Here is a 15,156-nt window from a genome sequence, read left to right as displayed (position 1 = left end):
TGGAGGTTCCGATCACCGGGTGAGATGGTGAGGGCGATCCTCCTCGGCGCCGGCCCAGCCGGCGAGCGTCACGGCCGCGCGTTCCGCGCGCTGGCCGATCGCTGCCTGGTCGCGGGCGTCTACGACCCCGATCCCGAAGCCGCCAAGCGGCTGGCCATGACGCTCGGCGTCCCGTGGCTGGAGGCGCTGGAGCCCTCCTTCCAGGAGGCGCACGTCGCGATCGTCGCCGGGGTCGTCGACACGCGTCCGCGCATGGCGCGCGCCGCGCTCGAGGCCGGGCTGGACGTCCTGATCGAGCCGCCGCTGGCGCCGACCGTCGAGCTCGCCCACGGGCTGCTCAGCGCGATCGTCCGCGCGCCGCGGCGTCCCGTCGCCCAGGTCGCCTTCGACGAGCACTTCGACCCCACGGTGCGCGAGCTGCGCGCGCTGGTGGCCGACCAGACGCTGGTCGCGGTCCACGTCGACCGCATGGACCCGGGCGTCGGCGGCCCGCTGGCCGACCTCGACGTCGTCTCGGACCTGATGGTCCACGACCTGCAGTTCGTGATGGCGCTGACCGGCGAGCCGATCGCCGCGACCCAGGCCGCCGGCCGCCGCGTCCGCCGCGGCGGCCCGGTCGACCACGCGCAGGCGCTGCTGGTGATGGAGGACGACCTCGTCGCCTCGCTGGTCGCCTCGCGCGCCGGCGGCGCGAAGGTCCGCCACCTGTGGGTGACCACGACCCAGGCCGAGATCCGCGCCGACCTCGAGACCCGCGTCATCGAGGCCGTGAGGACCACCGCGACGACCGGCCGCCACGAGTCCATCGCCCAGCGCATCGCCCTCCCCCACGAGGACCCCGCCGTCGTCCAGGCCGCGACGTTCCTGAAGTACGTCGAGCGCCGCACCGCGCCCGAGGTCGGCATCGGCCAGGCGATCGCCTGCCAGGAGGCCGCGCTGGCGATCCTCAAGCGCATCGAGCTGATCGCGCACCGTCCGGCGATGCGCCGCGGGCCGCAAGCGGCTTAGCCGGGCGGCGCGCCCGCACCTGCCCGCGATGCGCCGCGGGCCCCAGGCCGCTCAGCGCCGCGCGGTCAGCGGCGCCATCGCCAGCGCCAGCAGGTCGCGCGGGTCGCGGCGGATCCGGTCAGTGCCGGGTGTCGTGGTGGAGCGCTTGGTGACGGTGACGTTGGCCGCGGCTTTGAGCTGGCGCAGGCGGCCGGTGCCGATCAGCCACTCGTCGACGGCGCCGAGGCGGCCTTCGAAGGTCGTGAAGACCGGCGTGCCGAGCGCGACGGCCTCGCGGTTCATCGTGCCGCCGGCGGAGACGACGACGTCGGCGTAGGCGATCAGCGACTGCGCGTCGATCGCGCGCTCGGGGACGATGAAGCCGCCGGCGCGGGCCAGCTCCTCGCGCTGGGCGTCGACGCGGGGAAGGACGACAACCTGCGCCTGCTCGCGCAGCGCGCGCAGCACGTCGGCGAACAGGTCGTTCTCGAAGCGGTGGTACAGCGAGACGACCGGCGGCGTGCGGACCACGGCCAACGGCTCGCGGACGTCGACGCCCAGCTCGTCGAGCACCGCCGGGTCGGCCGCGAAGTCGGCGAGGTAGTACTCCTCCTTCAGCCCGGCGTAGCGCTGCAGCTTGCCCTTGGCGCCGTACTGGTCCAGGCGCTCCGGCGGGATCGCCTCCGGCACGACGACCGCCTGGCACAGCCGGCAGTTGACGTTGTGCTGGACCTTGGCCCACTCGTAGTCGAACATCGTCGACCGCGGGATCCGCAGCGCGGTGGCGGCGACCGAGATGTCGTTGGACCCGTGCCCGATCGCGAGGTCGAAGCGCCGGCCGCGCGCGTACTTCACCAGCGCGAAGGACCGGTCGACCAACCCGATGGCCTTGGCCCCGAGCTTGGCGCCGCGGTGCCGGCCGATCACGTCGCAGTCGATCCCGAACCGCTCGCACAGCGCGACGGTCTGGGCGAAGTCGCGCGCGGTGACCGCGACCTCGGCGCCGTCGTCGCGCAGCGCCGCGATCAGCGGACGCAGGACGAGGACGTGCGGCGAGTTGGTGAGGTCGAACCAGACGCGCAAGGCGCCGCCACGCTATCGCGCGGGCAGCACCGCGCTCTTGACCGCCTCGCAGACCTCGGCGATCTGCGCCGGCGCGAGGGCGGCGGACATCGGGATCGCCAGGTGCGTGCGCGCCGCCTGCTCGGTCGCCGGCAGCGGGACGCGCGGCGCCCACGGCGCCATCGGCGGCTGCGCGTGGACGGGCGTGCGGTAGTAGGACCGCGCGCCGATGCCCGCCGCGGCGAGCGCGCCCGCCAGGCGGTCGACCTCGTCGTGGTGGATCACGTAGAGGTGCCACGCCGGCCGCGACCCCGCCGCCGCGCGGGGCAGCCGCACGACGCCCTCCAGCGCCGCGGCGTACGCGTCGCCCGCCGCCGCCCGCGCCGCGCCCCACTTGTCCAGGTGCGGCAGCTGCACGCGCAGGATCGCGGCCTGCAGCTCGTCGAGGCGGCTGTTGTAGCCGATGTCGACGTAGTCGACCTTGTCGGCCGACCCGTGGAAGCGCAGCGTGCGGACGCGCTCGGCCACGTCGGCGTCCTTGCACGTGATCGCCCCGCCGTCGCCCATCGCGCCGAGGTTCTTGGAGGGGTAGAACGAGAACGTCGCGATCGTGCCCAGCGCGCCGGGGCGCCCACCGGCCGACGTCGACCCCGCGGCCTGCGCGGCGTCCTCGACCACCGGCACGCCCAGCGCCTCGATCTCGGCGACCGGCGCGACGTTGCCGAACAGGTGGACGGCGATGACCGCCTTGGTCTTCGGCGTCAGCACGGCCTTCACGGTCTCGGCGCTGACGCACAGCGTGTCCGGGTCGACGTCGCAGAACACCGGCACGGCGCCGGTCGGCGGGATCGCCTCGGCGCTGGCCCAGAACGTGAACGACGGCACGACGACCTCGTCGCCCGGCCCGACGCCCAATGCGCGCAGCGCGATCGTCAGCGCGTCGGTGCCGTTGGCGACGCCCACCGCGTGGTTCGCGCCGAGGTAGGCGGCCAGCTCGGTCTCGAACGCGTCCACCTCCGGACCGAGGATGAAGTGCCCGCTGTCGAGGACGCGGTGGACCGCCGCGCGGATGTCGGCGCGCAGCGGCGCCTGCGACGAGGTCGGGTCGAAGAGCGGGACCGGCATCGCCAGGGAGCGTAGCCCGGCGACCCGCTCAACAAATGTTCTGCCGGGCCGATAGCAAGGGTGTGAAGCTCTCCGAGTTCGTCCCCTCCCCGGGCTCGAAGGTGCGGGTCCCCGCGTCGTCGTCCACCCCTGCCGGCTACCTCGACGGCATCGAGCAGCGCCTCCTCGACGCGCTCCAGGGCGCAACCGACCGCAGTGTCGGCTCGCTCGAGCTGGCCGGGCACGTCACCGACTGGCCGACGCTCTACCACCTGACGCCCTACCGGTCGACGCTGTTCGACTGCCTCGGGTTCCACGGCGCCGAGACGGCGTCGGTCCTGGAGCTCGGCGCCGGCTGCGGCGCGATCACCCGCTGGCTCGGCGAGCACTTCGGCTCGGTCTCGGCGATCGAGGGCAGCGTGGAGCGCGCATCGGTCGCCGCCGCCCGCTGCGACGACCTCGACAACGTCTCGGTGTTCGCGGCCAACTACTCGCTGCTGGCGGAGCGCGAGGCCTTCGACGCGGTCACGCTGATCGGCGTCCTCGAGTACGGCCACCTGTACCACCCTTCCACCTCGGACCCGCACGCCGCCGCCGCCGACAACCTGCGCGTCGCCTACGAGTCGCTGCGCGACGACTCGGTGCTCGTCCTGGCGATCGAGAACCGGCTCGGGCTCAAGTACCTCAACGGCGCGTTCGAGGACCACTCCGCGCGCCCGTACGACTCGGTCCAGGGCTACCCCAGCACCGGCGGCGGCGTGACGTTCAACCGCCGTGAGCTGGAGCGCCTCGTCCGCGAGGCCGGCTTCGACCACGTCGACACGCTGCTGCCGTTTCCGGACTACAAGCTGGCGTCGACGATCGTCGACGCCGCGGCCGCCGGCGACGACCCCGACCTCGCCAACTGGCTGATCGGCACCGCGCCGGATCGCGGCGGGGACCTGCGCGCACCGTCGTTCAGCGAGACCCTGGCCCAGCGCGAGGTCGTGCGCGCCGGGCTCACCGCCGACCTGTCCAACTCGCTGCTGCTGATCGCCTACCGCGGCGACGTGCAGCGCACCGCGCAGCGGCTCGGCATCGAGCGCGGTTGGCGGGCGCGTCACTACTCGCTCAACCGGCGCCCCTCGTTCCGCAAGCGCGTGACGCTGACCGGCGACGGCACGATCGTCAAGGAGCCCGCCCTCGGCGCCCGGCGCACTGCCGAGTCGGTCGAGGTCGGCCTGTTCGAACACCATCTCGGCGCCGAGGAGCGTGCCCACGGCGAGCTCGCGATCTTCGACGTCCTGAGCACCATCGCGCGCGAGGGCATCGGCAGCGGCCTCGTCGAGCTCGTGCGGCGGTACGCCCACTGGCTCCAGAGCGCGTTCGGCACCGACCAGCAGGACGCGGCCGGCGTGCCGCTGCTGCGCGGTGACGCGCTCGACGCGGTCTGGTCCAACATCGTCGTCGACCGCGCGAGCGGTGCCTGGCGCGCGATCGACCGCGAATGGCGCTTCCGCGGGTCTCTGCCCCTGGACTTCGTCGTCTGGCGCAACGTCGCGATGCTCGCGTGGTCCTTCCGCGAGGAGCTGCCGGTCGAGTGGCGCGCGCTCGACGAGGACGAGATCGCCCTGCGCATCCTCGTGACCGCCGGGATCGTCACCGAGGCCGACCGCTTCGCGCTGGCCAAGGAGCTCGAGCGCGCCTTCCAGGACGCCGTGTCCCCCGGGCCGACCCCGGTGCCGTCCGAGCTCGTCCAGTCCTACGCCGCCGGCGCCGAGGCGCGCTTCTGCGTGCTGGCCCACGCCGAGGAGCTGATCGCCAGCCCGGACCTCCTGCGCGCCTACGCGACGACATTCGACGCGGCCGAGCCGGCGACGCTGCTGCTCTTCGCCGACCGCGCGCCCGCGGACGTCGTCCCGAAGCTCCGCGGCGCGATCGCCGCGGCCGACCTCGACGAGGACACGATGCCCGACACCGTGTTCGTCGAGGCCGGCGGCCCCGCGTTCGGCGAGGCCGTGCTCACGGGCGGCGTCTGGGGTCCGGAGGACCTGCCGCGCTTTGCCGTCGGGGAGATGGCTGCGCTGCGCGCGCTGGCCGAGCGCACGTGGGCGACCCACGCCCACGCAGCCTGAACGCAACCTGAGCATCCGCTGTGGGCGCCGCGTCGAAGCGCCCTGAGCGTCTAGCCTTGCCGCGGATGCTGCTTGCTGCCGCCCTCGTCCTGGCCTCGGTCACCGACAAGCTCGCCGACTTCGCCACCAACGTCGTCGGCGACCTCGGCCTGCCCGGGATCTTCCTGTTGATGGTGCCCGAGAGCGCCGGCATCCCGATCCCGTCGGAAGCGACGATGCTCTTCGCCGGGTTCAACGTCAGCGAGGGCAAGTACTCGCTGTTCGCGGCGGTCGCGGTCGGCACCGTCGCGAACCTCGTCGGGTCCTGGATCGCCTACGCGATCGGCTACTACGGCCGGCTGGAGCTGCTGGACCGGCACAAGGTCTTCCGCGTCAAGCCCGAGCACCTCGCGTTGACCGAGCGCTGGTTCGAGCGCTGGGGCTCGTGGGCGGTGTTCTTCAGCCGCATGCTGCCGATCGTCCGGACGTTCATCTCGATCCCGGCCGGCGCCGCGCGGATGCCCTTCTGGCGGTTCAGCGTCCTGACGTTCGCCGGCTGCCTCCCGTGGATCCTGATGCTGACGCTCGTCGGCAAGGCCGCGCGCGACAACTGGTCGGAATGGAAGGACCGCCTGCACTACGTCGACTACGGCGTCGCGGCGATCATCGTGCTCGGCGTCGCCTACCTCGCGGTGCGCTGGTGGCGCGGGCGCCGCGCGCGGCTCGCCGCGGCCGATGCCGCGTAAGCTGACGCTCGGACAGGCGGCGCTGCTCGGCGCGCTGCACGGCCCGGCCGAGCTGCTGCCCGTCTCGTCCTCGGGCCACACGGCGCTCGTCCCCCAGCTCGCGGGATGGGCGTACGCCGACCTGCCGGGCGACCTGCGCAAGACCTTCGAGATCGCGTTGCACGCCGGCACCCTGCCGGCGCTCGTGGTCCTCGTGCCGACGCCGCGACCGGCGTTGCTGGTCGTGTCGACCATCCCGCCCGCGCTCGCCGGCCTGCTGTTCGAGGACCTGGTCGAGGAGCGGCTGGGGACGACGCGAGGCATCGCGCTCGGACTGCTGCTCGGCAGCGCGGCGATGCTGCTCGCCGACGCGATCGGCGACCGCTCGCGCACCGACGCCGGCGCGGCGACGGCGGCCGACGCGCTGGTCGTCGGCCTGGCGCAGGCCTGCGCGCTCGTCCCTGGCGCGTCCCGGCTCGGGCTCAGCGTCGCCGCCGCGCGCCTGCGCGGCTTCGATCGTCCCGCCGCCTTCGCGCTGGCGCGCGGAGCGGGGCTGCCGGTGATCGCCGGGGCGACGGCGCTCAAGACGGTCCGACTGGCCCGGCGCGGCCTGCCGCGCGAGCTGCGGGCGCCGTTCGCCGTGGGCGCGGTCGCCGCCCTGGCCTCCACGTTCGCGGCCGCGCCGCTGCGCGCCGCGACCTCGGTCGTGCCGGCAGCGGCGGAGCGGGCGCTGCTCGCCGGCGCCGCGCTCGTCCGCGCGCGCTAGGCCGCCGCCGCCTGCGGGCCGGCCGCGAGCAGCGCCAGGTTCTCGATCGCGCCCGCGTGGCCCGGCGACTGCACGAGGCACTCGCGCAGCAGCGCGGCCGCGCGGTCCACGGCGCCGGCCATGTGCAGCGCGACCGCGAGGTCGCTCGCGATGTCGGCGTCGAACCCGAAGGCCAACGCGAGCTCCAGCTCGCGGACGGCGCCCGCGACGTCGCCGGCGCCGAACGCGGCGATGCCGGCGGCGTGGTGCTCGGCGGCGATGCCGTCGATGGCCAGCGCGCGCAGCGCGACCAGGACCGCGTCCTGGCCGCAGGCGGCGCGGACGGCGTCCGCGCGCCGGCGGCGCGCGTCCTGCGAGGTGTCCACCCGCGCCAGCGCCGCGGCGAGCGCCGCCGGGTCGGCCGGGTCGGCGGTCACCGCGAGGTCGCCGAGGATCGCGGCCGCCGCGCCGTCGCGGCGGACCACCACGGCCGCGCCGGCCGCGGCCGCGACGAGCGCGCGGCGATCGAACCGGTCGGCGGGATCGGTGGCGAGGACGACGTCGACCAGCGCCGCGGCGGCGCCGAACGCCCACTCGTCGGTCATCGGCATCGCGAGGTCGGCGCCCGGAAGCGTCGCGGCGACGCGCCACGCCAGCTCGGAGGTGCGGGCCGTCGGGACCAGGGTCAGCTGACCGTCGCCGCCACCGTCGCGGGCCAGCGCGTCGAGGACCGCCGCGCACGCGGCCGGGTCGTGGTCTGGGAGGACGGCGAGCAGGCCCGGCCCTCCCGGGCCGAGCTCGGCGTCGATCCCGAGCGGCGGGACGATGTACACGCGATCCTCGGCCCAGCCCGCGCCGGTCAGCGCGTGCGCGAGCGCGGCGGTAGCCGCCCACGCGACGGCGCCCGTGACCGGCGCGTCGGGCACGTCGGCGAGCCGGACCACGGCCGGGCGATGGGCCGCGGCCAGGACGAGCGGGTCGGCAGGCCCGCCGCCGATGGGGGACTCCGGCGTGGCGAGGCTGCCGTCGGGCACGACGATGACGGCCGCACCGGCGCGCGCGTCGGCGGCGTGCGCGGCGCGCAGCGGTTCACGGTCGGCGTCGCGCAGCGCGGGACGTACCCAGGTCGGGCTGGGGGTGCGGCCGGCGACGCCGATGCCCAGGGCCGTCAGCGCGCGGAGCAGGCCGCGGGCCTCGTCGCTGCCGGGCCCGACGCCGTGCAGCGGCCCGACCACGACCGCGCCGGCGCCCCCGGACGACATCCGCCCGCGCACCTCCGGCAGGAGCGGCCCGAGCGTCACTCCGAGCTGGCTCCGGAGCAGCTCGTCATCGGCGAGCAGCTCGCGCTCGTGCGCCGCCCGGAAGCGCGCCTCGTTGTCGCGCGAGGCGTAGTTGCCGCCGCTGGTCAGCCCCTCGTGATGGACGATCGCGAGGTCGCCGCGATAGCGGATGCGCCCGCCGGCGGCGCTCACGCGCAGGCACAGGTCGACGTCCTCCCACCCGTTGACGTAGTTGTCGTCGAAGCCGCCGACGTCGTCGAACAGCTCGGCGGTGATCGCGATGCACGCGCCGGTGACCGAGGACGTGTCGAACGCGGAGCGCGCAAGCGGAAGGTCGCCGTCCTCGCCCATCAAGAGGTGGAACGGCACGATCCGGTTGGGCGACGCGCGCCAGCCGAAGCCGCCGTGCTGGAGGCGGCCGTCGGGGTAGCGCATGCGTAGGCCGACCAGCCCGACCGACGGGCGCAGCGCCTCCGCCGCCAGCTCCTCGACGACGCCCGGCGGGACCTCGGTGTCGTTGTTGAGGAACAGCAGGACGCGCCCCGTGGCGGCCGCCGCGCCGATGTTGTTGCCGCCGGCGAAGTTCCGGTTCTCGGCGAGGCGGATGACGCGGGCCCGATCCTCCCAGAGATCCAGCAGCTCGCCGGTGTCGTCCGGCGAGGCGTTGTCCACGAGCACCAGCTCGACCGTGCCGCCCAGCTCAGCGCCGAGCGCGCCGGTGAGCGTGGCGAGGCAGCGCTCGGTGGCCGCACGCTGGCCGTACAGGCACATCACGATGCTGACCAGCGGCGTGTCGCGCGTGGGAGCGGGCCCTTCGAGGGCCGCACGCCACGCCGCGGCCGGCGCGTCGAGCGGGATCGTCACGACCGGCTCCTCGCGCCACGATGCGGCGCCGACGCGCACGCCGCCGAACGGCACCGGCACGCGCTCGGCGGCCGGCAGGACCGCGACGTCGGGGATCGCCTCCGGATCCACGCCGAGCTGCTCCAGAACGGCCAGCGCGCGGTCGACCGCCGCCTCCGCATCCGGGTCGCCGGGCCCAGCCGGCAGGACGAGCGACACGTCGTCGTCCGGGCCGAACGCGGCGAGGTAGCCGCGCAGCGCCGCGGGCAGCGCCGCGTCCGACGACCACGCGTCGGTGACGACGAACGGCCGCGGGAGCAGCGCGGAGAACAGGTCGCGAAGCGCCGTTCGCGCGGCGCCGGTGCCGAGCGTGCGATCGACATGCGCGGGGCCCGCGGTGGACAGCCGCGCCCAGAGCTCGGGGTCCTCGTGGAGGCCGACGATCGCCTCGGCCATCTCGGCGTCGCCGTCGACGATCAGCGCCGTCTCGCCGTCGACCAGGTCCATCCCCTCGGCGCCGACGCTCGTGGTGACGACCGGCAGGCCCAGGCTCAGCGCCTCGCCGATCTTGCCCTTGACGCCCGCGCCCCAGCGCAGCGGCGCGATCGAGACGCGCGCGGCGTCGAGGTAGGGCCGCGTCTCGGGCACCCAGCCGGTGACGGTCACGCCGTTGCCGGCGAGCGCCTGGATCTCCGGCGGAGGCTTGGTGCCGACGACGGCGAGCGTCGCGTGCGGGATCGCCGCCCGCACCGCGGGCCAGACGCTTTCGACGAAGCCGGTGACGGCCCCGACGTTGGGCGTGTGGCCGAAGTTGCCGACGAAGACGAGGCCCGTGCGCTCGGCGAATCCCGGTCCGGGCTCGAAGATCGCGTGGATGTTGGAGACCGTGAAGACCGGCACGCCGGGAGCCGTCGCCCGCAGCGCGTCGGCGTCGGGCTCGGAGACCGCGACGAGCCCGTCGGCCGCCTGGTAGACGAGCTCCTCGTCCTGACGGACGCGCTCGGCTTCCGCGTAGTCGGCGGCATCGCCGGTTCGCTCGGCCCCGCGCAGCAGACGGACGTGGTGGACGTCGACGGTGTCGACGACGATGCGCGTCGCGGGCGACTCGCGCCGGATGTCGGCCAGGTAGTACAGGCCCATCTCGTAGGTCGAGACCCAAGCCAGGTCGAAGCGGCCGCGCCGCAGGAGCTGGGCGACGTCGATCCCAGCGCCCGGGACGCCGCTGCCGCGACCGCTCTCACGCCACCAGCGGCCGTTGAACGCGTGGACCTCGACGCCCTGGTCGCGCAGCTCCGTGGCGTAGCGCGTCTGGTCGAAGCCCGAGTGGCCGAGGAACGTGACGCGATGGCCTTCCGCGACCAAGAGGTCGACGATCCACCGCAGCCGGCGTGAGCCGGAGTCTCGGTCGTGGGCCGGCAGCCCCGTGTGGATGACCAGGACCGAACGGGGACGTGCGGACGTCACGGCAGAGGGAGACATCCCTCTGGTGATCGGCGATCCGTCCAGGCACCTTGAGACGGTGTGGTCTGCGACGATCCGCCCATGAGTGACGCGTACGCCGCCGCCGGCGTCGACACCGACCAGGCCGACGAGGGCGTCGGCGCCCTGGTCTCGGTCCTCAAGACGATCGAGACCGGCTCGCCGTCGCGCTCGGTCGTGCCCAGCGGCCACTACGCGTCCGTGCTGCGCGTGAGCGACGACCTCGGCATCGCGATCGCGACCGACGGCGTCGGCTCCAAGCTCGTCGTCGCCGAGGAGGCCGACCGGCTGGAGACCGTCGGCATCGACTGCGTGGCGATGAACGTCAACGACCTCGTCTGCGTCGGCGCCGAGCCGATCGCGCTCGTCGACTACCTCGCCGTCGAGGAGGTCGACGCGGGCCGGCTGGCGCGCATCGGCGTCGGCCTGAAGGTCGGGGCCGAGGCCTCCGGCTGCGAGGTCCCCGGCGGCGAGCTGGCCGTGCTGCCCGAGCTGATCCGCGGCCACCCGTCGCCGCACGGCTTCGACCTCTGCGCGACCGCGATCGGCACGGTCAAGTTGGAGGACCTGATCCTCGGCGACCGGATCGCGCCGGGCGACGCGCTGATCGGCGTGCCGTCCTCGGGCCTGCACAGCAACGGCTACACCTTGGCGCGACGGGCGCTGCAGGTCGACGGCGGCCTGGCGCTCGACGACCGCCCGCCGGAGCTCGGCGGCGCCTCGGTCGCCGACGCGCTGCTGGAGCCGACGGTCATCTACGTGCGCGCGGTGCTCGACCTGCTGCGCTCGGAGGTCGACGTCCGCGGCCTGGCCCACATCACCGGCGGCGGGTTGAACAACATCCTGCGCCTCGGCGCCGGCTACGCGATCGAGGACCCGCTGCCGGTGCCGCCGGTCTTCGACCTCGTCGCGCGCCTCGGCGAGGTCACGGCCGCCGAGATGTGGGAGGTCTTCAACATGGGCTGCGGGTTCATGGCGATCGTGCCGGAGGCCGACGCCGACGCGGCGTCCGCGATCCTCGCGGCACGTCACCCGGGTGCGCGGCGCATCGGCACCGTGACCGACCAGGTCGGCACGATCACGGTGCCGGGCCTCGGGCTCAGCTACCCGCGGCGCTGAGCGCGGGCGCGCCCGCGCCCGCCAGGAAGCCGCGCAGCGCGCCGGCGTCCGGCGCCAGGACGGCGTTGCCGGCGGCGCGCGCCATCCGGGCGTGCCCGGCCGACGCGGCGTGCAGCGGCACGAAGGCGTCGGCGTCGGCGTGCAGCGCGGCGTCGCCGCCGGGCTGGTCGTAGAGGAAGCGCACCGCGATGTCGGCGCAGCGCTCGAGGTCGACGCCGGCCTGCGCGGCGGCCGTCAGGATCCGCGCCTCGACGGCCTCGGGCGCGCCGTCGCGCTCCGCGTCGGCGACCAGGATCAGGGTGCCGGGCGCCCCGGGGGGCGCGGCCTGCGCCCAGGCCGCCAGCAGCGCGGGCAGGTCGTCGGCGTCGGCGCGCCAGGCGGGCAGCGCGAGGACGCGCGGGCCGGCCTCGTCGAGGATCGGCGCCAGCTCCGGCGCGCGGTGCGTGCGCGGCGGGCGCGCGGCGACGGCGTGCAGGCGCTCCGCGTAGGCGGCGGACACGGCGTCCCAGGACAGGCGCTGCGCGGCGCGCGCGGCGGCGGCGCCCCGCGCGGCCAGCGCCGCGGTTCCGGCGCCCGCGACCTCGGCGAGCAACGCGCGCAGGTGCGCGACGTCAGGCTCGAGCATCCAGCCCTCGGCGGCCAGCGGCAGCCCGGCGATCGCGTCGACCGCCAGCGGCTTGCGCGTCGCGCGGAGCTTCCAGCCGGCGTCGTCGGGCACGAACTCGTCGGTCGGCCCGCCGGCGGTGACGAGCACCGGCAGCCCGCAGGCCATCGCCTCGAGCACCGGCATCGCGAAGCCCTCGCCGCGGTAGGGGTGGACGAGGACGTCGCACGCGCGGTACAGCGCGGCCATGTCGGCGCCCGACAGCTCGCGGTCGATCAGCGTGACCTTGGGCAGGGCGCCCGGCGCGGCGAGCGCGTCCAGCGTGGAGCGGTCGCTGCCGCGGTAGACGCCGTCGCGGCCGAAGTCCTTGATGACCAGCTCGACGTCGTCGCGCCCGGCGAAGGTCGAGATGTAGGCCTCGAGCAGCACGTCGACGCCCTTGCGCGCGATCGCGCCGCCGACGAACAGCAGCCGGAGGGGCTTGCGCTCGGTGCCGAGGTCGAGCGCCGGGCCGGCGGGCGAGTAGTTGACCAGGTCGACACCGTTGGCAATGACCTTGACTCGCTCACCCGGGACGCCGGCGGCGAGGTACATCCCGCGCACGTGCTCGGACGGCACCCACAGCTCGTCGACCTCGTCGCGCAGCGGCGCGACCCAGTCGCGCGGCGCGGTCCCGAACTCCCACGGCTGGATCAGCACCAACCGCCCGGAGGCCGGCGGCGTGAAGTCCGGCGGCCACTCGTGGCGGACCTCGACGTCGGCCAGGTGCGGCAGCGGCGCGAATCCGGCCCCACCCGCCCCCGTGCGCTCGGCGCAACCGACCGCGATGCAGGGATCACCGTCCAGGCGCGCGGTGACCTCGCGGTTGATGGTGGACAACGACGTCGCCAGGCCGTGGTCGCCGCGCCAGCGCACGGCGACGGGATGGTCGGCGGCGCGCGGACGGGCGACCCGCCCCCCGCGCTCACCGGCGTAGACCGCTTCGAGCGCGTCCACGAACGTCGCGAACGACGGCGGCTGCGGGATCGCGGCCTGCAGCCGCTCGAGCAGGCCGTCCTCGGTCGCGAGGCGGTCCAGCGCCGCGGCCAGCCCGGCGGCGTCGCCGCCGTCGAAGAGGAGGCCGTCGACGTCGTGGCGCACGGCCTCGGCCAGCCCGCCCATGCGAGCGGCGACGACCGGTACGCGCGCCGCGCGGGCCTCCAGCGCGGCGAGGCCCTGGGTCTCCCACACCAGCGACGGCGCGACCGCGACGTCGACCGACGCGAGCAGGTCGGGCAGCTCGGTGGGCGTGAAGCGCCCGTGGATCTCGACGACCCCGCGCCGGTCCAGCGCGCGGAGCTGCCGGGCCATCGCGTCGGGGACGTCGCCGTGGATGACGACGCGCAGGTCGGCCTGGGCCTGCTGCGCGGCGGCGACGAGCACCTGCGGGCCCTTCAGGCCGTAGACCGAGCCGAAGAAGCCGACGCGCAGCGGCGCGCCGGCGGCGCGGCGACCGCCCACGCGGTCGCGGCCGACGCGGTCCCAGATCGTGTCGACGGCCGGCATCGACTGCGGCAGCAGGTCGATCGCCTCGGCCGGGTAGCCGGCGTCGACGAGCGAGGCGCGGATCGCCTCCGACATCGCGAGGCAGACGTCGACCGAGCGCGCGAAGCGCCGGCGGATGCCGTCGAGGCGCTCGACGTGGCCGGCGACGTCGGTGCTCCCGACGCACGCCGCGCAGCGCGCGCCGTCGCCCGGCCCGTCGCACAGCGCCCCGTCGGGACGCAGCAGGTAGGCGCGCGGGCAGACCAGCCAGTGGTTGTGCGGGCTGAAGATCGAGGGGATGCCGCGGCGCGCGGGCAGCTCCAGCAGCTCGGCGCCGAGGTTGTGCAGGTTGTGGAAGTGGACGACGTCGGGCCGCACCTCGTCCAGCAGCGCGGCGAAGGCCGCGGTGATCGGCGGGTCGTCGAGGTCGGCCCCCGGGTCGCCGACGGCCAGCAGGCCGGCGTGGGCGCGGTTGTGGACGCCGACGAGCGTGACGCCGTCCTCCTCGCGCCGCGAGAGCGCGTAGGGCACGCCGGACGGGTCGGCCTCGACCGCGGCGTAGAAGACCGTGACGTCCCAGCCGCGGCGGACGAGCTCCTTGGCCAGCACGCGCGGGACGGCCGTGCCGCCGCCGCTGTCGTTGAAGCCGAACGACGTCATGACGAGCTTGCGACCGTTGCGCGCCCCCCGCGGCGCGACGACGACGGCCTCGGCGCGGCGGCGCAGGCGGCGCGCCAGGCCGGGCAGCGGGAGCCCACGACGCTCGACGGCGGCGGCCAGCATCTCGAGCGCCCGCTTCTCCCCCGCCGCGCGGTCGATGACCGCCCAGTCGAGCTCGGGCACGAGCGTGGCGAGGTCGTGGCGGTCCAAGGACTCCAACAACGTCCGCTCGACCTCCTCGACCTGGCGGGCGAGCTGGTCGTCGCCGGAGAGGTTGTCGTCGTGGCGGCGCAGCCGGATCAGCGGCGCGCCCGCGACGTGGCGGAAGCGCAGGCCGGCGTCGGCGGCGCGCACGAAGAAGTGGAAGTCCTGCGAGGTCCGGAAGTCCGCGTGGTAGCCGCCGACCTGCGCGTAGACGCGGCGGTGGACCAACCGCGTGGGGTCGATCAGCGGGTTGTGGATGCGCCACAGGTGCTGCAGCAGCGCCCCGGGCGCGAAGTCGCCGCTGCGCCACAGCCCGCGGCCCGTGCCGTCGGCGTCGATGACCTGCGCGTCGCCGTGGACGATCGCGGTCTCGGGATGCGCGTCGAAGACGGCGACCGAGCGCGAGATCCGGTCCGGGAGGCAGACGTCGTCGTCGCCGAGCATCGCGATCAGCTCGCCGCGGCCCTCGCGCACGATCGTGTTGTAGGCCTCGGCGATCCCGCGGTTCTCGGGATGGCGGACGACGCGCAGCCGCGGGTCGTCGAACGTCGCCAGGACGGCGTCGATCCGCGGGTTGACCGACCCGTCGACCACGACCAGGACCTCGAGGTCGGCGTAGTCCTGCGCCAGGCAGGACGCGACGGCCTCGGCCAGGTAGGTGTCGCGAGAGTAGGTCGCGACGCCGAGCGTCACGCGCGGGGACGCGGTCATCTGGCCGAGGCGGACG

General features: G+C 75.2%; 9 protein-coding genes. 5 read left to right on the top strand and 4 right to left on the bottom strand.

Annotated features, from left to right (window positions below; all coding sequences use genetic code 11):
- Positions 1–24: 24 nt before the first annotated feature.
- Positions 25–1,008 (top strand): Gfo/Idh/MocA family protein, encoded by a 984-nt coding sequence (locus tag DSM104299_RS00425; protein WP_272475306.1) that lies wholly within the window; start codon positions 25–27, stop codon positions 1,006–1,008.
- A gap of 51 nt (positions 1,009–1,059) precedes the next feature.
- Here DSM104299_RS00425 and DSM104299_RS00420 read toward each other — a convergent pair whose 3' ends face one another.
- Complete coding sequence (locus DSM104299_RS00420; protein ID WP_272475305.1) at positions 1,060–2,070, bottom strand: DUF354 domain-containing protein; 1,011 nt, start codon at positions 2,068–2,070, stop codon at positions 1,060–1,062.
- Positions 2,071–2,082: 12 nt separating this feature from the next.
- Positions 2,083–3,174: a DegT/DnrJ/EryC1/StrS family aminotransferase gene (locus DSM104299_RS00415; protein WP_272475304.1), complete on the bottom strand. Its 1,092-nt coding sequence runs from the start codon at positions 3,172–3,174 to the stop codon at positions 2,083–2,085.
- Between the two features lie 62 nt (positions 3,175–3,236).
- Here DSM104299_RS00415 and DSM104299_RS00410 point away from each other — a divergent pair, with 62 nt between their 5' ends.
- The 3 genes from DSM104299_RS00410 (at position 3,237) to DSM104299_RS00400 (ending at position 6,737) form a co-directional block, all read left to right on the top strand.
- Entirely contained in the window at positions 3,237–5,267 is a 2,031-nt protein-coding gene (locus DSM104299_RS00410) for a class I SAM-dependent methyltransferase (protein ID WP_272475303.1), read from the top strand.
- A gap of 65 nt (positions 5,268–5,332) precedes the next feature.
- Positions 5,333–5,992, top strand: a complete 660-nt coding sequence (locus tag DSM104299_RS00405) for a DedA family protein (RefSeq protein ID WP_272475302.1) — start codon at positions 5,333–5,335, stop codon at positions 5,990–5,992.
- Positions 5,982–6,737, top strand: a complete 756-nt coding sequence (locus DSM104299_RS00400; protein WP_272475301.1) for an undecaprenyl-diphosphate phosphatase — start codon at positions 5,982–5,984, stop codon at positions 6,735–6,737. Before DSM104299_RS00405 ends, DSM104299_RS00400 begins: the two co-directional genes overlap by 11 nt.
- On the opposite strand, the gene DSM104299_RS00395 is transcribed toward DSM104299_RS00400, so the two are convergent.
- Positions 6,734–10,318: a glycosyltransferase gene (locus DSM104299_RS00395; RefSeq protein WP_272475300.1), complete on the bottom strand. Its 3,585-nt coding sequence runs from the start codon at positions 10,316–10,318 to the stop codon at positions 6,734–6,736. The genes DSM104299_RS00400 and DSM104299_RS00395 overlap by 4 nt on opposite strands.
- Positions 10,319–10,381: 63 nt before the next feature.
- Here DSM104299_RS00395 and purM point away from each other — a divergent pair, with 63 nt between their 5' ends.
- Positions 10,382–11,437, top strand: a complete 1,056-nt coding sequence (gene purM / locus DSM104299_RS00390; protein ID WP_272475299.1) for a phosphoribosylformylglycinamidine cyclo-ligase — start codon at positions 10,382–10,384, stop codon at positions 11,435–11,437.
- Here the strand turns inward: purM and DSM104299_RS00385 are convergent.
- A complete protein-coding gene (locus tag DSM104299_RS00385) occupies positions 11,418–15,140 on the bottom strand; it encodes a glycosyltransferase (protein WP_272475298.1) in 3,723 nt (1,240 codons plus the stop codon). The two genes, purM and DSM104299_RS00385, sit on opposite strands and share 20 nt — an antisense overlap.
- Between the last annotated feature and the right edge of the window lie 16 nt (positions 15,141–15,156).

This window comes from Baekduia alba, assembly GCF_028416635.1.
Classification (GTDB): domain Bacteria; phylum Actinomycetota; class Thermoleophilia; order Solirubrobacterales; family Solirubrobacteraceae; genus Baekduia; species Baekduia alba.
This window is presented reverse-complemented; position numbering and strand designations above follow the sequence as displayed.

Bases quoted from the DNA above. Each gene is read 5' to 3' on its own strand.
- DSM104299_RS00425 (WP_272475306.1), top strand. From the start codon at position 25: ATGGTGAGGGCGATCCTCCTCGGCGCCGGCCCAGCCGGCGAGCGTCAC.
- DSM104299_RS00415 (WP_272475304.1), bottom strand. From the start codon at position 3,174: ATGCCGGTCCCGCTCTTCGACCCGACCTCGTCGCAGGCGCCGCTGCGC.
- DSM104299_RS00405 (WP_272475302.1), top strand. From the start codon at position 5,333: ATGCTGCTTGCTGCCGCCCTCGTCCTGGCCTCGGTCACCGACAAGCTC.
- DSM104299_RS00400 (WP_272475301.1), top strand. From the start codon at position 5,982: ATGCCGCGTAAGCTGACGCTCGGACAGGCGGCGCTGCTCGGCGCGCTG.
- DSM104299_RS00395 (WP_272475300.1), bottom strand. From the start codon at position 10,318: ATGTCTCCCTCTGCCGTGACGTCCGCACGTCCCCGTTCGGTCCTGGTC.
- purM (WP_272475299.1), top strand. From the start codon at position 10,382: ATGAGTGACGCGTACGCCGCCGCCGGCGTCGACACCGACCAGGCCGAC.
- DSM104299_RS00385 (WP_272475298.1), bottom strand. From the start codon at position 15,140: ATGACCGCGTCCCCGCGCGTGACGCTCGGCGTCGCGACCTACTCTCGC.